The organism is Desulfobacteraceae bacterium (assembly GCA_022340425.1).
Classification (GTDB): Bacteria; Desulfobacterota; Desulfobacteria; order Desulfobacterales; family JAABRJ01; genus JAABRJ01.
This window is the reverse complement of record JAJDNY010000153.1, coordinates 19,344-44,973: the sequence shown is the minus strand read 5'-3', so window position 1 is coordinate 44,973 and position 25,630 is coordinate 19,344. Positions and strand designations below refer to the sequence as shown.

At 65.5% G+C, this 25,630-nt stretch carries 18 protein-coding genes; 5 read left to right on the top strand and 13 right to left on the bottom strand.

Features of this window, described 5'->3' with window-relative positions:
- Positions 1–39: 39 nt before the first annotated feature.
- The gene (locus LJE63_13430; GenBank protein ID MCG6907609.1) at positions 40–1,338 is read left to right on the top strand and encodes a hypothetical protein; all 1,299 of its coding nucleotides are present in this window, start codon (positions 40–42) and stop codon (positions 1,336–1,338) included.
- A 37-nt stretch (positions 1,339–1,375) separates the two neighbouring features.
- The gene (locus LJE63_13425) at positions 1,376–2,392 is read left to right on the top strand and encodes a DUF4105 domain-containing protein (GenBank protein ID MCG6907608.1); all 1,017 of its coding nucleotides are present in this window, start codon (positions 1,376–1,378) and stop codon (positions 2,390–2,392) included.
- Between the two features lie 109 nt (positions 2,393–2,501).
- Here the strand turns inward: LJE63_13425 and LJE63_13420 are convergent, their stop codons facing one another.
- The 11 genes from LJE63_13420 to LJE63_13370 form a co-directional block, all read right to left on the bottom strand.
- Positions 2,502–5,597: a transglycosylase domain-containing protein gene (locus tag LJE63_13420; GenBank protein ID MCG6907607.1), complete on the bottom strand. Its 3,096-nt coding sequence runs from the start codon at positions 5,595–5,597 to the stop codon at positions 2,502–2,504.
- Positions 5,598–6,380: 783 nt separating this feature from the next.
- The gene (locus tag LJE63_13415) at positions 6,381–7,256 is read right to left on the bottom strand and encodes a transglutaminase family protein (GenBank protein ID MCG6907606.1); all 876 of its coding nucleotides are present in this window, start codon (positions 7,254–7,256) and stop codon (positions 6,381–6,383) included.
- The gene (locus LJE63_13410; protein MCG6907605.1) at positions 7,253–9,763 is read right to left on the bottom strand and encodes a circularly permuted type 2 ATP-grasp protein; all 2,511 of its coding nucleotides are present in this window, start codon (positions 9,761–9,763) and stop codon (positions 7,253–7,255) included. The genes LJE63_13415 and LJE63_13410 overlap by 4 nt, the downstream gene beginning before the upstream one ends.
- A 59-nt stretch (positions 9,764–9,822) precedes the next feature.
- Positions 9,823–13,143: a transglutaminase family protein gene (locus LJE63_13405; protein MCG6907604.1), complete on the bottom strand. Its 3,321-nt coding sequence runs from the start codon at positions 13,141–13,143 to the stop codon at positions 9,823–9,825.
- Positions 13,144–13,179: 36 nt separating this feature from the next.
- Entirely contained in the window at positions 13,180–14,154 is a 975-nt protein-coding gene (locus LJE63_13400) for an alpha-E domain-containing protein (GenBank protein MCG6907603.1), read from the bottom strand.
- A 111-nt stretch (positions 14,155–14,265) separates the two neighbouring features.
- Positions 14,266–15,696, bottom strand: coding sequence for a circularly permuted type 2 ATP-grasp protein (locus tag LJE63_13395; protein ID MCG6907602.1), 1,431 nt, complete (start codon positions 15,694–15,696; stop codon positions 14,266–14,268).
- A 297-nt stretch (positions 15,697–15,993) separates the two neighbouring features.
- Positions 15,994–16,809, bottom strand: coding sequence for a hypothetical protein (locus tag LJE63_13390; protein ID MCG6907601.1), 816 nt, complete (start codon positions 16,807–16,809; stop codon positions 15,994–15,996).
- 71 nt (positions 16,810–16,880) lie between these two features.
- Entirely contained in the window at positions 16,881–17,444 is a 564-nt protein-coding gene (locus LJE63_13385; protein ID MCG6907600.1) for a hypothetical protein, read from the bottom strand.
- Between the two features lie 233 nt (positions 17,445–17,677).
- A complete protein-coding gene (locus LJE63_13380) occupies positions 17,678–18,982 on the bottom strand; it encodes an alanine racemase (GenBank protein MCG6907599.1) in 1,305 nt (434 codons plus the stop codon).
- On the bottom strand, positions 18,982–20,256 hold the full coding sequence (locus tag LJE63_13375) for an ATP-grasp domain-containing protein (protein ID MCG6907598.1): 1,275 nt from the start codon (positions 20,254–20,256) through the stop codon (positions 18,982–18,984). The genes LJE63_13380 and LJE63_13375 overlap by 1 nt, the downstream gene beginning before the upstream one ends.
- Positions 20,246–21,211: a GNAT family N-acetyltransferase gene (locus tag LJE63_13370; protein MCG6907597.1), complete on the bottom strand. Its 966-nt coding sequence runs from the start codon at positions 21,209–21,211 to the stop codon at positions 20,246–20,248. Before LJE63_13370 ends, LJE63_13375 begins: the two co-directional genes overlap by 11 nt.
- Positions 21,212–21,693: 482 nt before the next feature.
- Between LJE63_13370 and LJE63_13365 the strand changes: the two genes are divergently transcribed.
- Entirely contained in the window at positions 21,694–23,109 is a 1,416-nt protein-coding gene (locus LJE63_13365) for a sigma-54 dependent transcriptional regulator (GenBank protein MCG6907596.1), read from the top strand.
- Positions 23,110–23,138: 29 nt separating this feature from the next.
- Positions 23,139–23,936, top strand: coding sequence for a carbon-nitrogen hydrolase family protein (locus LJE63_13360; GenBank protein ID MCG6907595.1), 798 nt, complete (start codon positions 23,139–23,141; stop codon positions 23,934–23,936).
- Positions 23,937–24,012: 76 nt separating this feature from the next.
- Here the strand turns inward: LJE63_13360 and LJE63_13355 are convergent, their stop codons facing one another.
- Together LJE63_13355 and LJE63_13350 are read right to left on the bottom strand one after the other, a co-directional pair.
- A complete protein-coding gene (locus LJE63_13355) occupies positions 24,013–24,378 on the bottom strand; it encodes a cytoplasmic protein (GenBank protein MCG6907594.1) in 366 nt (121 codons plus the stop codon).
- Positions 24,379–24,513: 135 nt separating this feature from the next.
- A complete protein-coding gene (locus tag LJE63_13350) occupies positions 24,514–25,026 on the bottom strand; it encodes a hypothetical protein (GenBank protein MCG6907593.1) in 513 nt (170 codons plus the stop codon).
- A gap of 103 nt (positions 25,027–25,129) precedes the next feature.
- Here LJE63_13350 and LJE63_13345 point away from each other — a divergent pair, with 103 nt between their 5' ends.
- Positions 25,130–25,615 (top strand): ferritin family protein, encoded by a 486-nt coding sequence (locus tag LJE63_13345; GenBank protein MCG6907592.1) that lies wholly within the window; start codon positions 25,130–25,132, stop codon positions 25,613–25,615.
- Positions 25,616–25,630 lie beyond the last annotated feature (15 nt).

Here is a 25,630-nt window from a genome sequence, read left to right as displayed (position 1 = left end):
CGCCGGCTGCAAACCGCAAAAACAATCGGAAGGCTATCCATGGACGGAAAGATGTTCGATCGGGCGTGGAAGTGCCTGCTGCTGATTGGGCTGCTGGCGCTTTTGAGCGGCTGCGCGGGATTTGCCAAGGGGGTGACCCAGGCCTTGATGGAGGACACGGGGGAGACCCAGGACCCCCGCAAGTGTTTCGTCCGGGGCCGTGCCTTCCCCGGCCTGGAAGCCTACATGCGGCAGCAGGACCTGGAGGCCGCCCGCGGGGTCGCCGACCGGAGGCTGCTCAAGGTCCTGATGGTGCACGGCATCGGCACACACCAGCCCGGCTACGCAACCCGCCTGGCCGAGAACCTCGCCCGGGCTCTGGCCCTGCCGCAGGTGGAGGAGAAATACAAGCAAATCGAGTTGTCGCACCCGAAATATACCGGCGGGCTCGGCACCCTGCGGGTCAGCCGCTATTTCAATACCGCGACGGGACGCGAACTGATCTTTTACGAGCTGACCTGGGACCCGATCATCGATGCCGCCAAGGAAACCATCGCCTTCGACAATTCGGGGGAATACGCCTTTCGCCGGACGGGCATCAACAACACCCTGAAGCTCTTTGTCAACGACACGGTGCCCGACGTGGTGCTCTATTATGGCGAGTTTCGCCTGCAGATCCAGACCTCGGTGGGCCAGTCCCTCTGCTGGATGATGAGCGACACCTGGCAAACCCTGCCGGCGTCCGGGCCGGCCTTCTGCGACCCCGCCAGCCCGGAGACCCTGGACCGCTTCGGGGACGACTACGCTTTCATCACCCACAGCCTCGGCAGCCGGGTCACCACCGACGCCCTCCAGGAGATCGCGGTCCAGGGCAAGGCCGACCCCGGACTTTCCAGGCGCCTGGCGGTCCTGATGGAGAAGACCTTTCCGGTCTTCATGCTCTCCAACCAGCTGCCGCTGCTGCAGCTGGGCCAGGCGGAACCCAAGCTTCACGGTCAGATCGCGGAGATTTGCACCGCTGGCGCCCCCCGGGCAGACGAGCGGCTGTTCCGGGAAATGCGGCTGATCGCCTTCAGCGACCCCAACGATCTCTTCAGCTACGCCATTCCGCCGGATTTTCTCGACCGCCACATCGATTCCCGTCTTTGTCCCACCCTGACCAATGTCATCCTCAACGTCGCGCCGCTGTCGCCCCTCTTCGGGCTGGGCGAGGTCGCCAATCCGATGGCGGCCCACACCGAATACGACAACGACGAGCGCGTCATCGGTCTGATGGTCCACGGCATCGGCCACGAGAACGTGGCGCCGGTGGTCGCCGAGCGCTGCCAGTGGCTGGAAACGGTGCCGGCGAAGCCATGACAGAGGCGGCGCACATGGCGCCAGGAGGAAGGCTGCGATGGCCACTGGCTGGACGCGTGTGACGCTCCGGGTGCTGCTGGCCCTGCCGCTGGTGTTGGCGGTGACCTGGGCGGCGGCGGCGATCTGGTTCGACGGCCCGGTCAACCGCTGGGCGGCCGGCGCGCTGGCAGCGGCCTTTGCCCTGATTTGCCTTGGCATTCTGCTGGGGCTGCGCCCCTACTGGCTGGCGCTGCTCTCCGTGTCGGCGGCATTTGCTGGCGTTCTCGGCTGGTGGCTGGCCATCCCGCCCAGCAACGACCGCGACTGGCTTTTGGACGTGGCCCGCACGACGACAGCCGAGGTGGCGGGAAACCGGATAACCGTGCACAACCTGCGCAATTTCGACTACCGCAGCGAGACCGATTTCACCGAGCGCTGGGAAACCCGCAGCTATGACCTCGACCAGCTGCGCGGGGTGGACCTCTTCATCTGCTTCTGGGGGCCCACGGCGATCGCCCACACCATTGCCAGCTGGGAGTTTGCCGAAGGCCCGCCCCTGGCGATCTCCATCGAGACGCGCAAGGAAAAGGGCGAGACCTACTCGGCGGTGCGCGGCTTCTTCCGCCAGTTCGAGGTCTATTACGTGGTCGCCGATGAGCGCGACGTGGTGCGGCTGCGCACCAACTATCGGGGCGAGGAGCTTTACCTGTTCCGGATCCGGATGTCCTTGGCCCAGGCCCGGGCGCTGCTGCTGGAATATCTCGCCGAGCTGAATCTGCTGGCCCGGCGCCCCCGATGGTACAACGCCCTGACCCACAACTGCACCACCGGCATTCGCTACCACCTCAAGCACCTCGGCGTGGGACAGCGGCTCGACTGGCGCATTCTGGCCAACGGGCGGCTGGACGAGCTGCTCTACGCCCGCGGCAGCGTCGACACCCGCCTGCCGCTCGCGGAATTGCGCCGGCGCGGCGCGATCACCGCCCAGGCGCGGGCCGCCGACCAGGACCCCCGCTTTTCCGACCGCATCCGGGAGGAAGTGCCCGATCCGCGCTTGCCGGCGGAGGGTGGCTGATCCCGCCGCAAGCCTCCCGGAGTATACCTGCCTTCGCCGCACCGGCGGATATGAGATCCGGCAATCATCGCCTTGGGTTCCAGCAAGCAGTTGAACGGCAAAATTGATTTCAGTATTTCTGGGCTGCTCCGGCCGGCAGCACTTCCCCGGCCGGCGGGTCGGCCTGGCGGGTGGTGCCGTCGGGCTTTTCGGCTGTGGGCGATGCCGGCGATGATTGGGCGGCGGCTTCGGCCGCGGAGCCGTCAGGTGCCGGCGGCTCCGGATAGAGATGCGGCTGCAGCTGGGGCAGCAGGCTTTTCAGGATCTGGGTGGTGAGTGAGCTGGTGAAGCCGAACTGGCCGGCCTGCTCGCCGGGTACCAGGGCCGTCAGGGTGCCGAAGTAGCGCTCGCCCAAGTAGAACACGAAGGCGGCGGTGCGGTTGACCACGCGCGATTCCAGCAGCTCGCCCCCCTTGCCGAAGCGTTCGTAACGGTGGTCGCCGGTGCCGGTTTTGCCGCCAATCGTCAGCGGCTGGCCGGCCGGGTCCTTCAGTACGCCGGCCAGGCGCACGGCGGTGCCGGATTGGACCACCAGGGCCAGGGCGCGGCGAGCCGTCCGCGCAACCTCGGCCGGCATCAGGCACTCACCCGCGTCGGGCTTCCGCGACAGCCGGGTTTCGTAGGGCGTGTCGGCGGCGAAGTGCAGGCCGCTGAGGCTCACTCTGGGCATCCGCACCCCGTCGTTGATCAGAATGCCCATCAGTTCGGCCAGGGCGGCGGGGCGATCGCCAGAGCTCCCGATTGCCGTGGCGTAGGACGGCGTGATGGTCTCGAAAGGATAGCCCAGGCGTTTCCAGTCCCGCAGCAGGCCGTCAAAGGCCTCGACTTCCAGCAGCGACCGGATCCGGATGTCCTGGGCGTTTTTGCGGCTGGTTTTGAAGAGCCAGTCGTAAACTTCCAGGCGCACTTGCATGCCGGAATCATACAGGGTGTTGAGGTCGGTTTTCGGCTCGCCGCGCAAGGATTTGACCACCCACAGCTCCAGCGGATGGATCTGCGCGATATAGCCGCGATCGGCCAAGCTGCAGGTCTCGGACGCATGGGCAGCGTAGAGCGCTTGGAGCGTCTTTGCGTCCAGGCTGACGCTGGCCGGCACCTGCGCGCTGAGCGCGGCGACGTAGGACGCGAAGGGCGCCTCCGGCTCCAGATAACGGAACACCGCGCTGAAGCGACGTGGGTTGAGGCCGGTGCGTGCGTAAAGCTCCTCGGCCATCTGCACCGGGGTGAGCCTCCGGTGGCGCTGGTAGAAGCGGTGGATGAAAACCCGGCCCTCCCGGTCGACGAAACGGGTCAGGTAGGTTTTGCGCATGGGGTTGCCGGCGTCCTCCAGAACCCGCGCCGCGGCCCCGGGGGTGCTGCTGGCGTAATGGCGGATGATGTCGCGCATCAAGCGGATGTAGACCAGGTTGACCGAATTGCGGGTGGCTTCCCAGACGGTCATCACGCGGCTGTTGTCCTTGGGGTCGAAATTGGCGAAATTGTGCACCCCGCCGCCAGTGAAAAACGGCTCCGGGGCGGCCGAATAGGTGCGTGCCATGGCGGCGTCGAGGGTGGCGGCCAGGGTTTCGCCGGGCTTGGCAAGGATTCGTGCCGCCGCCCACTGGGCCAGCACGTCGCGCCGGGGCTGGGCCTTCTGCCGCAGTGCGGCTGGATCCAGGCTGCGGAATTCGCCGTGCAGCCGGGCGATGATCTCCAGGTAGGTGACCAGGGTGCGCAGCTTGGCGCTGGAGCCGAGGTCCAGCCGTGCCTGGCTGTTGATGTCGAAGGGCTGGTTGAGGTTGTCGGCCTGGACCCGCAGCAGGTTGCCGGCCGGTGATTTCTCGTAGAGGGTGAAGCTGTAGATCACGCTCTCCAGCGGGTTCTCCGGTTGCAGCAGGCGGTGGCCGATCAGCCCCGATGCGGCCGCGGCTTCCGGCTGGGCCAGGTCTTGCAGATAGCGGCTGACGATTTGCTGCGCCGGCTGGTTGATGGTGGTCTCGACGGCCAGATCCAGCCGGTCGAGGTCGTACAGCCGGGATTCGCCCAGCAGCTCGATGAGCCGGATGCGCTGCGCGTTGGCGGCCTTGCGGTCGGCAAAACGCGCCGTCGGCGCCGCCGTGGGAGGGCTGGCGCTGCGCAGCCTGACTTGTCTGGCCCGGTCGGCCAGTTCGCGTGAAATCAGACGGGCATTGGCCAGCAGCTTGAGATGATCGTCGGTCAACCTGTCCAGGGCCTGACGGTCGGTGGCCAGATAGTACGAGGGGCGCCGCACCGCCACGATCAGCGACAGGGCGTGCTTGAAGGCGCTGGCATAGGCGTCATCGGCGGGGCCGCCCGGCGTTTTCGCCAGGATGCGGTTGACCGCGTCGAAGTCCAGGCCGTACCAGGCCCACAGGCCGTCACCGATCCCGTTGACTTCGCCGAAGTCGGCCGTTGCCGCCAGCGGTACCGTGTTGAGGTAGGCGGTCACCGTTTCGCGCCGCATCTCGAGGGTGTTGGGGCCGTTTAAATAGGCGCGCAGGCTGGCGGTGGCCATCTGGCGCAGCTTCTCGCGCATGTCGGTGGTGAGCCCGGCGGGCGAGTGGCGGTATTTTTCGATCTGGGTCGGCAGGGTGCTGCCCCCTGGCACGTTGCGTTTGCGGTCCACCAGGCTGATGGCCTTCTCCAGCAGCGCTTGGGCCAGGCGGTCCCATTCCACCGCCGGGTTGCGGGTGGGGAAAGCCTCCACCAGAAGCTCGCGGTTTTCGATGTGGGTCAACGCATTCACCAGCAAGGGCGGAATACTGTCAAAGCTGGTGTAGACCCGCTCGGGATGCCGGCTGATATAAAGCGGCCGGCGGTCGCCGTCGTAAAGCGTGAGGCCGGCCTGGTCCTTCTCGGGATACGGCAGAAAAAGCCCGAGGTCCGCCGCACGCGCCATTTGCTTGCTGATCCGGGCCTGCCCATCGATCCGCCAGCCGTTGGTTTGCAGGCGTTCCAGGTAGCCGGGCAGCTTGCTGTAGCCAAGCCGCAGATCATACGGCCCCTGGCCGGGGTAGCGGACCTCATCGGAAGGCCCTGGCAGCAACTGCCAGGTCATCTGTTGCGCGGTCCGGGCAAGGTATTTGGCCTCCAGCGCGGAGGACAGCAGTCCCCGGGCGATCAGCCCGCCCAGGCCGAACCCCACCAGCACAAGACCCAAGACCATCAGCGCGCGGCGCAGCGCGCCGGATCTGAAGCCCGCTCCTCCGCGTGCGGTGGCAGATGGCCGCCCGCTTTTTACCGGCGCCAGTACCCCAGGGATGTGTTCGGGAAGGACGCGATGAATAGACATACCAGGCTGGTGAACTATAGGATCGGGTCGATGGCGGTTCGCCGAGGGGGTTCCCTCGCCAGGGTTATATCGGCAAATCGGGCGCGGCGGATGAGTGAAAACTGGAAACCATGGTCACCGGGGCGGGTTCCCGCCGAGAAGCGGGGCTTTTTTAAGCAGGCGCCGGGTGCCGTGCGGGCTTGCCCATGCAGGGGCGACGGGCAGTTTGCAACGCTTGCGGAATTCAAAAGGAAACGGCCGATTGTTAGGTGGACAATCGGCCGTTAAGGAGGAGAAAAGGTGAAGAATTATTAGGTAGCATTCGTCTAAGCAAACAGCTTGCCAACTTTTTCAAAAGCCTTCCTTTTGGGTTGGGGTGGAAAAATTTAATAATTATTTTAGTATCTTGTTAAAAAATAAATCCAGGCCGGTCCTATCCCTCCCCCGAAGGATTTACTGGCGCGGCCAGTGAAAGTTCAAAATTTTTACCCGATTTTTCTGAAAAATATGCCAACCTTTTGATTGAATTACAAATTCGATTTATGGGGGTGGTTCAAAAATTTGAACCCGAAATCTCGCCGATCCCTGGCATTAAATTAACCAATTGAAATAAATAAATTTTTTTGAGATTCATGATTTTGAATCCTGCCGTGCGCAGGCCCTGTGCGGTCTCCGGAGTCAGGTCTGGGCCGCCACATCCAGCAGCACGGAGAGGGTGTGGATGCCGCCGCCCATGACCACCCCCTTCACCGGGGTGACGTCGCCGTAGTCCCGCCCCCAGGCCAGGGTGATGTGGTTTTCACCTGCGATCAGGTTGTTGGTGGGGTCCAGATCCACCCAGCCCGCATCCGGCACGAAGACCGAGATCCAAGCATGGGAGGCGTCGGCACCGACCAGCTTCGGCTTGCCGGGCGGCGGTTTGGTTTCCAGGTAGCCGCTGACATAGCGCGCGGCCAGACCCAGGGCCCGCAGGCAGCCGATGGCCAGATGGGCGAAATCCTGGCAGACCCCCTTGCGCTTGGCCAGCACCTGGTCCACGGTGGTGTCCACGGTGGTGGCCGATTTGTCGTAGGTGAATTCCGTAAAGATCCGCTGTATCAGGTTCATGGCCCCCACCAGGACCGGCCTTCCCGGAGGAAAGGAGGGCTGCCCGTAGGTCAGGACGCCGGGGGCGGTGGCGGCCAGGGGGCTTCCAAAAACGAACTGACAGGCCGCCAGCTCCGCCGGGTCGGCCGGGGCGGCCAGGCGCTGCGCCACGCTTTCCCAAGGCGGGGTGTCTGCCGGCGCCGGTACCATCGCCTGGCGCGTCTCCACGATGCTGGCCGCGGTCATGCTCAGTTCGTTGTGGGGCTGCTGAACCATGAAGACGTAAACGATGTTGCCGAAGTAATCCGTCCGGCGGTGCAGGTATTGGGGCTCGGGCACGATCGTCAGACGGCTCTGGACGACCCGCTGGGTGCCAGTTTCGCGGGGGTGCAGGAACAGTTCGTTCTGGGAGAGGGAAGCCGGCTCCGAGTAGCGGTAGGCGGTTTTGTGGGTGATGCGGTATTTCATGGCCGGCGGTCACCCATGATGGCGGAGAAATGGGGGGTGGGCGGCACCCGGCTGAGATAGTGGGCGCTGATCTGCTGGGCGAAATCCTTGAGACGCGTCTCCATGGTTTCCAGGAAGGCAGCCAGTGGCCCCGTCGCGGCGTCGCCTGCGCCGCAATCCAGGCCGGTGAGGTCCACCAGGCGCGCGGCGGTGAGCATCTCAAGGGCCATGCGCTCCTCCGGGCTGGCGAAGCGCCGGTCGCTCTGGCGGGGCAGGTTCGCCACATGCTCGGCTATGCGGTTGACCTGGAAGGCCAGGGACTTGGGGTTGCTCTCGTCAACCAGCAGCAGGTCCAGCACCGGGGCCAGCTGAAAGGCCGTGCGGTAGCGGGCGCGGTAGGTCATGATGCTGTCATAGATCTCCAGCAGCGCCTCCAGAGCGCTGCCGGCCTCGCCGCAGACCGGCTTCAGCCCGATGCGGATCAGGCCGGTCTGGTTCATGGCGCGCTCCATCCGCCGTCCCATGTCCATGAAGCGCCACCCCAGGCCGCGGGTCATGCTCTCCATGGCCAGCCCGCTGAAGGCGCTCAGGGTGAAGAGTGTGTCGTCCAGAAGCTCCAGCGGGTCGCTGGCCGGGGTGTCGGTAAAGCCGTCCAAACGGTTGATCACCCGCCAGGAGTCCAGGGAGAGCCGGTCGCGCACATTACGGGCCGCCACCTGCACCCGTTTGAGAATGGCGACCACACTTTCGGGCCGATCCTCCCGGTAGAGGGCGGCGTTTAGGTGGGACCATAACTCCCGGTAGGGGGGGATGCCGTCTCCGGCCGGTGCAGCGGGGATGGTGTTGTCCGCCCTGAGGAGGTTCAGCAGAAAGGGCAGTTCGGGGATATCCACCGGTCGGGCCTCGCCGGTCAGCCGGCGGAACACCGAGCGCAGAAGGCGGATCAGCCCCTCGGCGCGCTCCAAGTAGCGGCCCAGCCACAGCAGGTGGTCGGCCACCCGGCTGGGCAGGTCGCTGCCGCGCTGGAAGTCGGCCACCGTCTGGAGCCCGCCCATGAGGCTGAAGACCTCCACCGGCTGGTCGGACAGCACCCAGATGTCCTTGCTCTGCTGCCGCTCGGGGCAGTCCCCGGTGAGGGTCGCCACGTCCGCAGCGGTGATGGCCAGGCCGCCGGGCATGACCTCAAAGCCCCGGCCGTTGGCGCAAACAAAGACCCGTAGCAGGCTATAGCGGGCGCTGACCCCGTTGCCGTCCCAGGCGGCGACCGCCGCCGGGTAAAGTGGCGCGCGGGCCATGAAGGCGTGGGGTTCGGCCGCCATCGCCCTCCCCAGGAGCTCGGGGGAAGGGACGGCCGCCGAGCGGTCCAGGGCCGGACCGAGGATCACTTCTCCCGGATTGGCCAGGGTGTGATTCCTGCCCTCTGCGGTTCCGCACCACCAGACCGGGTGGTTTTCCAGGGCCAGGTCCTCACCCATCAGCGGGCGGCAGAGCGCCGGCAGAAAAACCGGCAGCGCCGGCGTATCGACAAACCCGCTGCCGATGGGGTTGACGATGTCGATATTGCCCTCCCGGGAGACCTGGATCAACCCCGCCACGCCGCTTGCGGGCTGGCGTCGCAGGGCGAAGGGGTCGCTGCTGCCGTCCTCGGTGTGCCGGAAGATAACCTCCACCGGCTCCAGGCCGGCGAGCTTCTTGAGGAACAGCCGGCCGTTGCGCACGGTCAGGTCCTGGCCCTCTACCAGCGGGTAGCCCAGGTAGCGGGAGAGCAGGGCATGCTCGAAATAGATGCGGCTCTCCGGCCCCGGCGAGAGCAGCACGATGCCGGGGTCCACCCGCCGCAGGGCGGCCCGCTGGGCCAGTCCGCGGTGAAAGTTCTGGAAAAAAGGCGCCAACCGGCGGATGGGCGTCTTGTGGTAGAGATCCGAGAAGACCCGGGAGATGACGATCCGGTTTTCCAGGGCATACCCCAGGCCGGCCGGGCTGGCGGCGTAATCCCGGTAAACCCTGAAGCGCCCGTCGGCTCCGCGGTAAAGATCGGCCGCGTAATAGGCCAGAAAGCGGCCGCCGGCGGGCTGGATGCCGTGGCAGGGGCGCAGAAAATTGGGGTTGGCGAAGACCAGCGCCGGGGGCAGACCGCCGCTCTTGATCAGGTCCTGGGGGCCGTAAACGTCCACCAGGATCTTTTCCAGCAGGCCGGCCCGCTGCACCAGGCCGGCCTCCAGGGCCGCCCACTCCCCCGCGGTGATGGGCAGCGGGATCATCTCCAGGGCCCAGGGGGTTCCCCGCCCGCTGGGGTCGTCGAAGGGGTTGAAGGTCGCCCCGTCCTCGTGGCGCATGCGCTTGACCCGCTCCTGGCGCATCTGGAGCACCTCGGGGCGCGTGTCCGCCAACGCCGCGATGAGCGGCTGCCAGTGGGGGCGGGGGGTTCCCGAAGAGGCAAACGTCTCGCAATAGGCGTCAGGCGGGAAGGTCAACGCGTCGAACAGAGATGTCGGTGCAGCCGGGTCGGTAAGGGGTGGATGGGCCATACAGCCGATGCCTCGTCTTAGCGGGTGGCCGGCGCCGCCACCGGGCGCCAGGGGTCGATTTAACCCGTCTGGCGGCGCAAATCAAGGGTATAGGGAAACCAGGGGTTGGTTTCGGCCGCCGGCAGCGCCACGGGGCTGCCGGGGGTGTGGCCGCCGGGGATGAACCGCGCGTTGCGCCGCCCCTCGGCCTCGTAGGCGTTGACGGGAAAGACATCGTAGTGACGGCCGCCCGGATGCCCCACGTGATAGGTGCAGCCGCCCACGGCGCGGCCGGACCAGGTGTCGAAAAGATCGATGGTCAGGGGGGTGTGCACGCCGATGGTGGGGTGCAGGCAAGCCGGCGGCTGCCAGGCACGGTAGCGCACGCCGGCCACGAACTCGCCCGCCACGGCGGTCGGCTGCAGGGGGATGCAGCGGCCGTTGCAGGCAACGATGTAGCGCTCCCCGGTCATGCCGCTGACCTTGACTTGCAGCCGCTCCACAGAGGAGTCCACATAGCGGGCGGTGCCCCCACCACCGGGCTCCTCACCCAGCACATGCCACGGTTCCAGGGCCTGGCGCAGTTCGATCTCCATGCCCGCGCAGTCCACCTTGCCGTAAATCGGGAAGCGAAACTCGAAATGCGGCTGGAAAAATTCCATGCGCACCGGAAAGCCGGCCTGATTCAAGATTTTCAAAACGTCGGCAAAATCGTCCTGCACCGGCTGGGGCAGCATGAAACGGTCGTGGAGCCGTGTGCCCCATCGCACCAAATTCCGCCGATAGGGGGTCTGCCAGAACCACGCCACAAAGATGCGCAGCAAAAGCTGCTGGGCCAGGCTCATGCGGGCGTGGGGCGGCATCTCGAAGGCGCGGAACTCCAGCAGCCCCAGCCGGCCGGCGGCGCTGTCGGGCGAATAGAGCTTGTCGATGCAGAATTCGGCCCGGTGGGTGTTGCCGCTGACGTCCACCAGCAGGTGGCGGAAGAGGCGGTCCACCAGCCAGGGCGGGCAGGGCCGGTCCGGGGCGGTTTGACGCTCCAGTTCGGCAAAGGCGATCTCCAGCTCGTAGAGACTGTCGTGGCGGGCTTCGTCGATGCGCGGCTGCTGGCTGGTGGGGCCGATGAAGAGGCCTGAAAAAAGGAACGAGAGCGACGGGTGGTTGTTCCAGAAGGTGACGAAGCTGCGCAGCAGGTCCGGCCGCCGCAGGAAGGGGCTCTCCGCCGGCGTGGCGCCACCCATGACGATGTGGTTGCCGCCGCCGGTGCCGGTGTGGCGGCCGTCCAACATGAACTTTTCAGTGCCCAGGCGGCTCTGGCGGGCCGTCTCGTAAAGGGTCGTGGTGCAATCCACCAGCTCCCGCCAGCTGTGCATGGGCTGGATGTTGACCTCGATCACCCCGGGGTCCGGGGTGATCTTGAGGCTTTCCAGACGCGGGTCATAGGGCGGCGTGTAGCCTTCGATCACCACCGGCAGTCCGGTCCTTGCGGCGGTGGCCTCGATGGCCGCCACCAGTTCCAGATACCCCTCCAGGGCGGTCACCGGCGGCATGAACACATACAACCGGCCCCCGCGTGGCTGCACGCAGAGGGCCGTGCGAACCACCCAGGCGGCGGACTCACCGGGAACCGGCGCCGGTTCGTCAAAGGGTCTGGGCTGGCTGCGCACACCCTCGCCGATCTTCTCCGCCGGCCGCCCCTGCAGAGCCTGCTGGCCGGCGTGCAGGTCCGGCAGCGGCCCGCGGTCGGCCATGGGGTCCAGGGGGTGGTCGTAGGGAAAGTCGGTCTTGGCAACCCAGGGCAGAGACTCCAGGGGCAGGCGCAGCCCGGCGGGCGAATCGCCAGGCAAAAGGAACATGTGGTCCCCGCGAAACGGCCACGGCCCGCTTTTCCAGGAGCCGTATTGCAGGGGCAGCACGTAACCCACCGGGGCCCCCAGCCCGCGCTGAAAGGCGCTAACCATGCGCGCACGGGCTTCGGGATCCTCCAGCCGGGGGTCGCCGGGGTCCACGTTGACCGATAGCCGCTGCTCTTTGTAGAGGTAGTACAGGATGTCCTCGTAACCTGCGCGGACGTAGCGCCGTCTGACCCCCAGGATCTCGGCCAGGGTGTCGATGAAGACCTTGGCCTCGGCGACGTCGAAGCCATAGCTTTTGGACACGTCCGCGATCCAGCGGTCGTCCTGCCACACCGGCCGGCCGTCTATGCGCCAGAAGCACCCCAGGGCCCAGCGGGGCAGGGATTCGCCCGGATACCATTTCCCCTGGCCGTAGTGCAGCAGTCCGCCGGGGGCCCACTTTTGGCGCAACCCTTTGATCAGGGTCTCGGCCAGCTGCTGCTTCTCCTTCCCCAGGGCCGCGGTGTTCCACTGGGCGTCGTCCATATCGTCGATGGAGACGAAGGTGGGCTCCCCGCCCATGGTTAGACGGACATCCGCCGCCGCCAGCTCACGGTCCACCCGCTCTCCCAGTTCCACGATGGCCGTCCAGACCTCTTCCGGGTAGGGCCGCGTGGAGCGGGGCGCTTCCCGAATGCGCCGCACGCTCATGCTGTGGCTGAAATCCACCTTACATTCCTCCAGGGCGCCGGTGATCGGGGCCGCGCTTTGGGGCTCCGGCGAACAGGCCAGGGGAATGTGCCCCTCGCCGGCGAAGAGCCCGGAGGTGGGGTCCATCCCCACCCATCCGGCCCCGGGCAGGTAGACCTCGGTCCAGGCGTGCAGGTCAGTGAAGTCGGCTTCCGGCCCGGACGGGCCGTCCAGGGATTTGACATCCGGCGCGAGCTGGATCAGGTAACCGGAGACGAAGCGGGCGGCCAGGCCCAGATGGCGCAGGATGTTGACCAGCAGCCAGGCCGAGTCGCGGCATGAGCCGCTGCCCAGCTCCAGGGTCCGTTCGCAGGGCTGCACATTGGGTTCCATGCGGATCAGATAGCGGATGTCGCGGCTCAGCTTCTGGTTCAGATCCACCAGGAAATTGTTGGTCGGTTTGGGGCTGCGATCGATCTGCGCCAGGTATGCCGTGAGCTTGGCGTCCGCCGGCTCTGCGGCCAGGTAGGGCCCCAGGTCGGCCTTGAGCTTGGGCGCATAGTCAAAGGGATAGGTTTCGGCATCGGGCTCCAGAAAAAAATCGAAGGGGTTGATGATGATCATCTCCGCCACCAGATCGACCTCCACCTCGAAGGCGGTCGTCTTTTGCGGAAACACCAGGCGTCCCAGGTAGTTGCTGAACGGGTCCTGCTGCCAGTTGAGAAAATGGGTCTGCGGCAGGACGGTCATCGAATAGCTCAGGATCGGCGTCCGGCAATGGGGCGCCGGTCGCAGCCGGACGACGTGGGGCGAGAGGGCCACAGGCCGGTCGTAGCGGTAGGAGGTTTTGTGGTTCAGGGCAACATGGATTCCCACGGGCGGTCCTTTCGGGGGATCGGGGGCGGCGGCGGGCTACTGCTCGCTGGAGGTGGCCTCGATCAGGGGCTTGAGGTTGAAGAAGGTCGTGCCGATGGCGGCGTCCACCTGGTTGAGCCGGGTCTGCAGGCCGTCCAGATACTCGTGCATGCCATGCTCGATCACCTCGTCGATATCGGTGTACTCCAGGTCGGCCTTGAGGCGCCCCAAGCGCTTTTCGGCGATGTTGCTGGCCGACTCCGGTGGGGAGCCGTCGATGCGGTGCAGGCAGATCTGCGCCTTGGCGATGCAGTGGCGGATGGAGCGCGGAAACTGGCCGTCGAAAATCAAAAAATTGGCCACGTTGCGCGGGGTGATGTGGTGGTGCTCTTTGCGGAACATTTCAAAGGCGCTGGCGGATTTGAGCACCGCTGTCCACTGGATGTTGTCCATGGGGCTGTTCACCAGGTCCGCCTGGGGCAGCAGCATGAAGTACTTGACGTCCAGGATCCGCGAGGTTTTGTCCGCGCGCTCGATCATCATGCCGATGCGGGCGAAGTTCCAGGCCTCGCCGTGGCTCATGGTGGAGTCCATCAGGCCGGTGAACAGGTGGCTGCGCATCTGAATGATCTTGTAGAAGCGGTGGGGGTCGGCCAGGGCCAAGGCCGGGGAGCCGCCGTCGGCCAACTCCAGATAGAAGGTGTTGAGGTGCTCCCACATCTCCGATGAGATGATCTCGCGGATGGAACGGCCGTTTTCGCGCGCCGCCGCCAGGCAGGTCAGGATGGCGTTGGGGTAGTTGCGGTCAAAGGTCAGGAAGCGGCTCACCGCTGCCTGGGTATAGTCCGGGTAATTTTTTTCGAAAAGCGCCTGGTCGCCGGTGATCATCACCAGCGGCTCCCAGTGTTTGCCCTTCTCCGACGGCATGTCCAGCAACAAGTTGAGGTTGACGCTGATGAAGCGGGCGACGTTCTCGGCCCGTTCGATGTAGCGACACATCCAGTAGATGGCGTTGGCCACGCGGCTGAGCATTGGCAGTTCTCCTCTGATTGAAGCCTGTCCGGGACGGCGGGGACCCGGCCGGGGTCAAGGCCCGGTCGGCGGGCGCGCGGCAGGACCGCCAGGCGCGCCGCAGCCCCTCGCCTACAGCACCCAGGTGTCCTTACTCCCGCCGCCCTGGGAGGAGTTGACCACCAGCGAGCCCTTGGTCAGCGCCACCCGGGTCAGGCCGCCGGGCTGCACGTAGATCTCCTCGCCGAAGAGCACGTAAGGCCGCAGGTCCACGTGGCGCCCCTCGATGCGGTCGCCCACGATGGTGGGCACCCGGGAGAGCGAAATGGTCGGCTGGGCCATGTAGTTGCGCGGTTCGGCGCTGATCTTGGCGGCGAAGGCGGCGCGTTCGGCCTCGCTGGCGTGCGGGCCGACCAGCATGCCATAGCCCCCGGACTCGTTGGCGGCCTTGACCACCAGCTGGTCCAGATGCGCCAGGACATAGGCCCGGTCCTGGTCGTTGCGGCAGATGTAGGTGGGCACGTTTGGCAGGATGGCCTCTTCGCCGGTGTAGTAGCGGATGATCTCGGGCACGTAGGCGTAGATCACCTTGTCGTCGGCGATGCCGGTGCCCGGCGCGTTGGCCAGGGCGATGCGGCCCTCCCTGTAGACGCCCATCAGCCCCCGCACCCCCAGCACGGAGTCCGGGCGGAAGACCGCCGGGTCGATGAAGTCATCGTCGATCCGGCGGTAGAGCACATCCACGCGCTTGAGCCCCTTGGTGGTGAGCATGTGGACGAAGCCCTCGGAGACCACCAGGTCCTGACCCTCCACCAACTCCACCCCCATCTGCTGGGAGAGAAAGGAGTGCTCGAAGTAGGCGCTGTTGTAGATGCCGGGGGTCAGCACCCCGATGGTGGGCGCCTGCAGGTGCTCCGGGGCGAGGTCGGTCAGCATTTCCAGCAACTGGGAGGGGTAATCGTCCACCGGCCGCACCCGGGAGGCCTCGAACACCTGGGGGAAGGTGCGCTTGAGCACCTGCCGGTTTTCCAGCACGTAGGAAACCCCCGAGGGGCAGCGCAGGTTGTCTTCCAGGACGTAAAAGCGCCCGTCGCGGTCGCGCACCAGGTCGGTGCCGGTCACGTGGCACCAGATCCCCCGCGGTGGGGTGAAGCCCTCGCACTCCTTGCGGTAGGTGCGGCTGGTGAGAATAAGGTCCTCGGGCACCACCTTGTCCTTGAGGATTTTTTTCTGGTTGTAAACGTCCTGGATGAAGGCGTTCAAGGCGTAGATCCGCTGCTTCAGGCCGTTTTCGATCTGCTGCCAGTCGTTGCTGGAAACGATCCGGGGGATAATGTCGAACGGGAAGATCTTCTCGGTGCCCTCATCGCGGCCGTAGACATTGAAGGTGATGCCCATTTTGAGGAGCAGGGCCTCGGCAGCCTTCTGGCGGATGGCCAGCTCCCCCGGCGGCAGCGACATGATCTTGTCCACCAGCAGCTGGGCCCCGGGCCGGGGGTGGCCGTCGGCGCTGATCAGTTCATCGTAGTAGTCCCCCGGGTCATAATTTTCAAATGTCGCCATCGAAGCTTTTCCTTCCTGCCGGCGCGGGGCGGCGGGGCGCGTGCGGTCCCTTGGAATCCGGTCGCCGGGTATCAACCGGGCGACCGACCAAGCAGAGGGGTTTAGGGTTCACTTCAGAAATTGAACCGTTGTGAAACTCTCAGGTTTTGATGAACCAGTAAAAACTCAAAATCCAGACAGTTTCGTAAAATGGCCAAGTTACGGCGCACAAATCTCAGCGGCGTGAGGCGTACTACTATAAGCCGCAGCGACTTCGAGATGCAGCGTAACGCAGAAATTGGCCATTTTACGGAACTGTCAGAGTTTGGCCGCCTGGACGTGCATCCAGTCGAAATTCCGGGTGCGGCCGAGGCTGACCCAGCCTTCCTCCTCCCAGAAACGCCACCAGGGGTCGTATTCCGGTTGGGCCAGGGTGGCCCGGTCGCGCCCCCAGTTGTACCCGTTGAATTCGCTGTCGTAATCGATGGCGATGCCCCAGGCGTGCAGCGACCAGCGGTTGCCGCCGCGCATCTTGCGCTCGTTCAGGCAACCGGCCCAGCGGTCCAGGCGAAGCTCTGTGATGCGCTCCGGGCCATAGTGGGAGAGCACCCGTTGCAGTACCCGCAGCGCGCTGTCATGCACTTTTTCGTGGCACGAGAACTTTTTAACGGTTTTTCTGAGGTCCCAGGCCAGCCGGTGGGGATAGGGGAGGGTCAGCATGGTCTGGTTTTTGCCGATCTCCCCGTAGTACCGGATGAGCTCCGCTTCGGTCTGGCGCGGCCAGCCGTTGGGGTTGACGTCCAGGGGCGTCTCGTCCCGAAAGGGGGGCGGCAGCCTGCCATGTTCGTGGTGGTAGGCCAGCATATCGTAGGCGTATTCGGTCTGGGGGCCCCACAGCCCGTCGATCCGGCCGACGGCGATCTCCTGCGCCTTGCACAGCAGCTGCAGCATGGCGACGCAGCGGCGGCGGTTGGACCACTCCCGCCAGCCCGCCGGCAGCTCGGCGCTGCGTTTGGCCAGCGCCGCGGCGACGGCGTCGTAGGTCTTCGGGCCGAGCCGGCCGTCAATCTTTCCGGGGGAGAGCCCCTCTGCGACCAGGGCCTGCTGCACCAAACGAACGGCGGTTGCTTTCATGGGCGGCCTCCTTTGTCTGCTGGGTTTCCGGCAAACGGTACGCCGCGCCGGCAAAGCCCGGCGGGCGGGGATCAGTCCGCGAACTGCTGAAGGGAGTTGCGAAATCTGAGGTAATCCTGAAGATGGCGGCGCCGCGCCTCCTGGTCGCGGTAGGTAATTCCCACGACCGTTCGCACCGATCCCTGCTGGTCGCGGGTGTCACGGTAGCTGCGGCAATAGCTGCCGTCTTTGGCACAGATCGTCAGGCGGCGGATCTCACGGTCGTTTTGAACCGCCCGGTTGTCGGCGACCAGGGTTTCGCGCACGGGATCCAGGGCGATGTCGGCTGGCTCGCCGCCCCACTGCGGCGCGTAGACGTAAAAGGAGACGCTGCCGTCGGGTGCGATGAAAACGGCGCTGTCGTATCCATCGGCCGTGCTGCTGACCAGCGAGGGAACCGGCGTGAACCCCGCCGGGTAGCTGATTTCGAACCAGGCCCCCTGAAACACCTCTTGCGCCGGCTCCTGGAGGGGCTGCGGCGGGCCCTGGGGGGCCGTGCAGCCTACGGCGGCCGTAAGCCACGTCAAGAGGGCAAGCCAAAGAGCGGCGTTGCGGTTGAAGCGGGTTACTGCTCCGGGGAGTGTCGAATGGTCCATGGGGCCCTGTTTGCGCGGCTGCCCATGCGGCTTCCCAGCTTCCCGGAAAACGCACGGCACGGCCGGATATCCTGTCGGTCTTGGGGGGCGCCCGGCGGCGGGCAGGGGGGAGCTATCAAGAAAACGTGATCCCCGCGGTTTCAGGCCGGGCGGCGCTCTTATCACAAATCTAAATTCGCCGCGGTTTTTTTACAACAGTTTTTTGCGCTCCGAGGGCCGGATGCTCAGGAGCCTCAGACCGTGAGCACCGCCGGCAGCGGCTTGATGAAGTTCTGCCGCAGGCTGTAGGTGTAGGCGCCCTGGGTGGGGATCATGAGGATGTCGCCCGGCTGGATGTCGGCGCCGAAGTACTGGTAGCCCCAGACGTCGTGGGGGGTGCAGAGGGAGCCCAGGATGTGGCAGGGCCTCTCCGTCAGCGCCGGGCGGCTCAGGTTGAGGACCGGGAAATAGTCGCTTTCGAAGCGCTCCCAGCCGACGGCGTTGGTGCCCGCATCGGTGATCACCAGGTCGGGGGCTTTCCTGTCCACCACCGAGATCAGCAGGTGGACGGCGTCGTTGCAGATCCAGCGGCCCGGCTCCAGGCAGATCCGGCAGGAAAGGACGTTGAAAATGTGCCGGCGGATCGCGTCGGCGATCCGCTCGGCGAAGGCCCCGATGGGGGTGGCCGGCAGGCGGTGGTGGACATCAGGGGCGTCCGGCGGCTGCCCCAGGGCCGTCAGCAGCTGGCCCCGCGGGGTTGCCGTCGGCTGCAGCCATTCGCCCTGGGGGGGCCAGTAGCCACCGCCGATGTCGATAAACGCGATTTCGGCGCGGTCCGCCGGGGGCAGGTCGGCGAGTACCCCGCCCAGCAGGCGGATGAAGGCGGCCTGGTTGTCCGGCGCAAGATTCCAGCTGGAGTGAAACTGCAGCCCCTGGAGGCGGATCTGCCCAAAGCGGCGGGCCTCCCGCCAGAAGGCCGGCAGGGTTTCGGGGGGAATGCCGAATTTGCGCCAGAACCCGTCGCCGCCCACCGTCAGTCGCACCCCGCAGCGCACCGGTCGCTGCATGCCGGCGGCGATGGCCGCCAGCCGCTGGAGCTCGCCGAAGCTGTCCAGCAGAACCACCACCCGATCGGCTTGGGCGGTCGCCAGCCGGAGCTCCGCTTCAGTTTTGCCCGGCCCGCTGAAGATGATCTCGCGGGCCCCCAGGCCCAGCGCCATTTCCAGCTCCAGCCCGCTGGAGACATCCAGGCCGAACCCGGATGAGAGCAGGATGCGGGAGATGTCCGGCTGGTTGTTGCTCTTGACCGCGTAGTAGAAGGAAGCCGCCGGCAGGACCGCCCGGAAGGCCTCTTTGAGCTGGTGCGCGCGCTGCCTGAGCACCGCCGCTTCCTGGAGGTAGAGCGGGGCCGGCTGACGGTCCAGGGCCCCGAGGTAAACCTCTCGCCGTTGGAAATGGTATGCCACAAAGGACTGGAGTTCCGCCGCGGGCAGCAGGGGCGTTTCCCGGGCAAGGGTTGCCTGGAGTTTGGGGATCAGCTGCAACGGGTCGCGGGTCATCAGGGGGTCTCCATTTCCACCGCCAGCTTGGCCGCGAGGCGCTGGCATTGGACGGCCGGGTCGGGGTCCGGGTCGGGCTCGAAAATGACGTGCCCCAGGAGCCAGGAGTCGTAGTCCGCGGGGGGCATCCGGACGCGCGCGCCAGGTGCGCGCGCCAGGTGGATTTCGCGCACGCGCGGGTCCTGTGCCAGCAGGCGCGCATCCAGGCGCTTGAGTATTCCCCCCCGGGGGGCGTGCAGCCGCAGCCCCACACAGGGCCTGGCCCCGGTCGGGGGCGTGAAGTCCACCGGCCGCCCGGCGCAGAAATCCAGGAAGCCCCCCAGGATGTCAAGACCCCAGCAGCGGCGCAGCAGAAACGGCAGGCAGTCCCCGCCGGGGCGCGGGGCAAGCTCCAGCAGAACGATCCGTTCATCCTGAACCTTGAAGTCCAGCATGCAGAGCGCCCGCTCCAGCCCCAGGGCCGCGGCGCTGCGATAAAGGGTTTGCGGCAGGCTGTCGGGGCCCACGGCGGCGGGTGGCGCGGTGGAGAGAAAGTACCCCCTGGCGGTGCCGAAGGGGCCGGTCTCCGAGAGGATCTTGCGGGTCAGGCGGATGAGGGTCGCCCGGCCGTTTTCAACCCTGAAATCGCAGCTGAACTCCTCGCCCGCGATCCACTCCTCGGCCAGGATTTCCGGCGCCTCCGGCGGGCAGGCGGCCGCGTAAAGACGGTGTGAGCGCCGCTCTCGCAGGCCGCTTGCGATGGTTTCAAAAGCGGCCACGCACGCCCCGGCACTCTCGCAGCGAAAGATCAGCTCGCTGCCGCTCCCCCTGAGGGGTTTGAGGACGCAGGGACGGCCGAGTTCTCCCGCGAACCGGGCGGCATCGGCCGGCGAGCGGACCAGGCGGGATGTGGGGCAGCGGAGCCCTTCGGCCTCCCAAAGGGTCTTTGAAAGGTGCTTGTCGCGGCAGTTGCGGACGGCCTGCAGCGACGGGTAGGGCAGGCCCAAGTTGGCCGCCAGCCGGGCGGCCGGCGCCATGGATTCGCAGTCGTAAGCTGCAACCCCAACCACCTGCTGCCCGAAGCGCTCCGTGTGGGCGTGCAGCGCGTGGCGCAGCCGGCTATGGTCGGACAGGTCGCAGAGGATCTCCTCCTCCGGTGTCGGGGCGGACTCGCGGGCGCGGCGGCGCAGGCCGGGGTCGGTCAAAAACAGGGTGCCGTCGACCCGGCTGTTCCGGATCCAGTCGATGTAGTCCGGGGTGGTGCCGACCACCAGGACGCGCGGGCTAAGCGGCACAGGAAACCGCCGGGGCCGACGCCGCGGGCCACTCGGCCAGGGCCTGCTGGTTGCACACCTGGAACAGGGGGCGTGGGGTCAGGTGAAACCGGTTTTTCCAATTGAATTCGCCGCAGAGAAAGTCCACCTCTGCAAATCGCTGCTGGCAGGCCCATTCCAGATGGTGCAGGTTGATCAGCTTGGCGACGCCCGCAAATTCAGGGTGCGTGCCGCCGGCCAGGACCGTGTAGGTGGCGCCCCGGACGGCGCCGATATCCACCGCGGCCACCTCGCCGCCGATCAGGACGGTGGTCACCCGCAGCATGTCTTTGGCCTGCAGCCAGGAGGCGAGGTTTTCAAAGGCCCGCAAAAAGCGGTCGTCGCTGAAGTAGGAGTATTCCTTGAAGTTCTCCAGGTTGAGGCGGAACATCCGCTCCACATCGGCGAAACTGTCATGGCGCCAGGACACTCCCCGGGCCTTCAGACGGTCCAGCTCGACCCGCATTTTCTTGCGCGATTTTCCCGAAAAACTCTGCAGGAAAGCCGGGAAACAGTAGCCGTATTGCCCCGGCAAGAAGAGGTAGCCGATCTCGTCGACGTTCTCCGATCCCGGCGCCGCCAGACCCGGCCCCAAGGTCAAATAGCGGATCTTCGCCGCCGCCGGGACCTGCTCCAGCAGGGCGCCGGCGACCGCCGGGTCGCTGGCCAGAATTTTGTTCTGCTCCAGCCAGGTTTTGCCCTCCCAGAGCTCCCCCGGAAAATGGCCGAAGCACTGCTCTTCATCGATCCAGCTGAGGGCCAGCATCCCGCAGAAGCTGCCCCGGCGGGAGGCGATCAGGAAATACGGGCTGTTGTTGAACTCGGCCTGAAAGCAGGCCCTCACAGGCCAGAGATCAAAGAGGCACTGCTGGGGCCAGTGGCGCTGCCAGTGGCGCTTGGCTTCCTTGAGATCCTGACACACGCTGACTTCGATCATGGTGCACTCCCGTGTCCTGAAGCGTGAGGGGCAAATTAGGGTGTATCCGATTTTGCGAAGGCGGCCCGGGCGTGGCGGCGGCAGGACGCCGCGGCGCCTTGTGAACAGGCTGCCCGCCTTGAGCACAGAGCGTGCCAGCACTATTAAAAAATTATAACTTACTGAAATGAAATTTTTTTATTGAAATTCGCAACGTTGCCGGCGTCACTTTTCGGGCCAAAAAAGGTATTTGTTTGCCGAATAGTAAAAAAACCGGTACTGTAATGCCAAAAAAAGAAGGACCGCCCGCTCAAAACCCGGTCCGGGGCCCAGGCGGCGGCTGAAAGGAAATTTTAGCTATAATTTTCAGTTGGTTTCCAGTATTGTCGATGTCACCCGGTGGCGGGTCGGGGGGGTAAAAGCGGTAATTTCATTCTCAAAGCGGGTTGTGATACCCCGGCCCAAAATCGGTACGGGGTTGCCGTTAACGGGAGGAGGGAACGGTGCTGATTCGTTTGGGGTTGGCCCTCAAGGACAGAAACTTGCAGCGCTATCTGGAGCGCAAGCTCGCGGAGTACGACGTCCGGGTGGAGTCCTTCGGCCAGCAGCGCACGGTTTGGCAGAAGGTGCTCTGCAGCGGCTGTGATGTGATCGTGATCAGCGAATCGCTGCTCCTGCGACCGGCCGACAACGGCATTACGATTCTCAACGAGTTGCCCGAAAGCCCCACCACCGTGATCATCCATGACAGTGATTCCGCCGAGGAGCATGCCCAGCTGGCGGCCGCCGGGGCGGACGTGGTGCTCTACGCCGGGATTTCCAAAAAGAGCATGGTCGAGGCCATGGAGACCACCCTGGAGTCCCGGCGCCAGTACATCATGCGCAGGCGCTTTGACCGCCGCGGGCTGGAAAAGCCCAAAATTTCGGATTTCGTTTCCGAAAGCCAGGCCATGCAGCTCTTCATGGAAGAGGTGCTCCAGGTCATACCCAGCGATTCGCCGATTCTGCTGCTGGGTGAAACCGGCGTCGGCAAGGAGCACCTGGCCAAGGCCATCCACGCCGAAAGCCCCCGCTCGGCCGGCCCGTTTGTGTCGGTCAACACGGCGGCGATGCCCGAAAACCTGCTGGAAAGCGAGCTCTTCGGTCATGAGCAGGGCGCTTTCACCGGGGCTATCCGGTATCGCCGGGGGGCGTTCGAGCTGGCCCATGGCGGAACCATTTTCCTGGATGAAATCGGTGAGATGCCCCTGCACCTGCAGGCCAAGCTGCTGCGGGTGCTTCAGGATTACGAGGTGCGGCCGGTGGGCGGGGAAAAAACCATTCGGCTGGACGTGCGGGTGACCGCCTCCACCAACCGCAGCCTGGAGGCGGAAGTCGCCCGGGGCAACTTCCGGCAGGATCTCTACTACCGCTTGAGCGTGTTGACCCTCACGATCCCCCCCTTGCGCCATCGCCGGGAGGACATCCCCACGATGGTGCGGCGTTTTATCGCTTTTTTTCGCTACAAAATCGGGCGGGAGATCAACGGTTTCTCGGATCAGGCCCTCCAGGCGCTCTCCAACTACGACTGGCCGGGGAACGTGCGTGAGCTGATGAATGTCATCGAACGGGCCATGCTGCTGTGCAAGACCGATGTGATCCAAATGGCCGAGCTGCCCCATGTGTTTCACGGCAACCCGGCCGTTTCGGCGGCGGGCCTTACCGGCGCCGCCCGGGGCGCCGCTGAATGGCTGGACAAGACCCTGCCCGAGGTGCAGAAAGAGGTGCTGGCGCAGGTCGAGCGGCTTTATCTGGAAATGGCGCTCAGGAAAACCGGCGGCCGCATCGCCGAGACCGCCCGGATCGCGGGCATTCACCCCCGGGGGTTGTACAACAAGATGAAACAGGCGGGGCTGCGCAAGGAGGCGTTTAAGAAATGACGGCGGGCGCGAAAGTCAAAGGAGGGGCCATGGAGGTGCAGTTGCGGATCGCACTGGGACAGGTGAGCGCCGATCGGCAGCCCGCCAAAAACATCGCAGCGGCCGGCGACCTGGCCCGCCGGGCGGCTGCCGGCGGTGCCGGTCTGTTGGCTTTGCCAGAGATGTTTATGGCGCGGCCGGCGGCCGACAACCCGCCGGCGAAAGTCGCGGCGGCCGACGGGGGGCGGTTCCAGGACGCCCTGGCGCAAATCGCGGCCGAAAACAGGCTCTTTGTCGTCGCCGGTGGCTGGGAGGCGTCCACCCAGCCGGGGCGCGCCTTCAATACCCTCTTCGCCTTTTCGCCCCAAGGGCGGTTTGCCGCGGCCTATCGCAAGCTGCACCTCTTTGACGCCCTGAGCTTGCGGGAATCCGACACCCTGGTGCCGGGCGCGGCCCTGCCGCCGGTGATCGATTGCGGCGGGATCCGGTTGGGGTTTGCCATCTGCTATGACCTGCGCTTCCCCGAGCTCTTCCGCTACTTGGCCGATCAGGGGGCGCAGCTGGTGATCGTCTCCGCCGCCTGGTACCAGGGGGTCATGAAGGAGGACCACTGGCTGACCCTGCTGCGCGCCCGGGCCATAGAGAACGCCTGCTACGTGGCCGGGTGCGACCTGGTGGGTTCGCCCTTCTGCGGCCGCAGCACCCTTTTCGACCCCTTCGGCGTGCCGCTGGCCGGCGCAGGTGAAGAACCGGCCCTGATTTTCGGTACGGTCAGCGCGGCCCGGGTTGCGGCCGTGCGCGAGAAACTGCCCGCCCTGAAACATCGCCGGCGGGACCTGCTGGGGTGAACCTGCTGCGGCGCCCCAAAAAAAGACCCCGCCGCAAACCGGCGGGGGCGCCCCCAGGGCCCGCAGGTCCGGGGGGTTAACGGCCCGGCACGATGATCCGCGAATCCTTTTGGCTCTTCTGCTGCTGTTGCATCTGCTCCATCCGGCGCAGCTCCAGAATCACGTGCTGCATGGCTTCGGCCATGGCCGCGGGGAACTTGTCGATGGCCTCGCTGAGGGTTGCCGCCGCCAGCTCGTTTTGAATCGGCAGGGGGCCTTCGGGGGTCATCAGCTGGGTCTGACCGATAAAGACGGTCCGGCGGCCGGGGTCCGGCGAGCCGTCGGCCTTCACCGGGGTCAGGCGCCGGATGGAGGCCACCTTCATATCGGTGAAGCCCTCCTCCAGGTAGAGGTTGGCGCGATCAACGGTAAAATCGATGTCGGGGTTCCGGTCGACTGGCATGCTGCGGGTCTCCTTTCGGGGGCGGCGGCTAAAAAAATGTGAGCACGGCATTTCCCGTGCCGGCAAAAAAACCAGAAAGTAACAGAACCGCTGGGAGAAAACAAACCCTATATCCTGGCCGGGCGCCGGGCGGATTCAGGATTGCGGGGCGAACCGCCGCCACTCGAGGTTCGCGAAGTCGATTGTGATCCGGCCGTCGCCATCCATGAAGCGGGCGGCGCTCTCCACCGGAAAGCGGATCAGATCCACCGGTGCCTTTCGTCTGCTTTTGGCGACCGCCGCGCCGAGGGTTTTGGCAAACGGCGCCAGCGGGGCGGCCCATTTGCCGAAGACCAGGTGGGTTGAGGGAAAACGCGCCACCAGGGCCCTGGTTTTTTTCAGGCTGACCCGTTCGGCCTCGCCCCAGAAGACCGGCTGCCCGCGCTGGTCCAGTTGGACCACATCCGGCGTGTAGCGCCCCCCGATGCCGACCTCGATCTTGAGGTCGGGATATTCCGGCAGGTAAAGCGCCCAGATGAAGGCCTTGATCAAGACGTGGGAGGCCCGCTCCCGGCGCTTTTTGACCACCACCACCTGGCGGCCGTGGGCCCGCAGGGTCCATTTGCGGCTCAGGGCCAGGGCGTTGTCGGTGTCCAGGGGGGTTTGCATTTGGTCTCTTTTTGTTCTAAATTGAATTGATTACAGACGCCTGCCGGCGGAGTTCGGCGGGCCCTGCCGACCTTCAACCCGCGGAATTCAAGAGAGGAACCCCTTGTTCACCATCAAAGAGATACTGGATCTATCCGTCCAGATCGAGAAAAACGGCGAGGCCACCTACCGCCAGGCCGCTCGCCGCATCACCCACCCGGTGCTGGTGCCGCTGCTGGAGTGGCTGGCCGATGAGGAGGCGCGCCACGCCGCCTGGTTTGCCGAAAAGGCCCGGGTGGCCGCCGACACTTTTCAGACCCCGGTGCTGGAAGAGCTCAACCAGGGGCTGCTGACCCAACTGGTCGCAGGCCAGAGCTTCTCCCTCGAGGATGCCGATTTTACCAACATGCAGACGGTCGCCCAGTTGCTGGCAGTATCGGTGGCCTTTGAAGAGGATACCGTGCTCTTCTACGAGATGCTCAAACCGTTCATCGAGGACCCGGCCACTCTGGCGCAGTTGGAGACGATCATCGCCGAGGAAAACCGCCACATCGAGAAGTTGCAGACCTTCCTGGAAAGTGAGGCCGGTGTCGCCGACGCGTGCCGCTGAGGCTTGTCGTCGGCA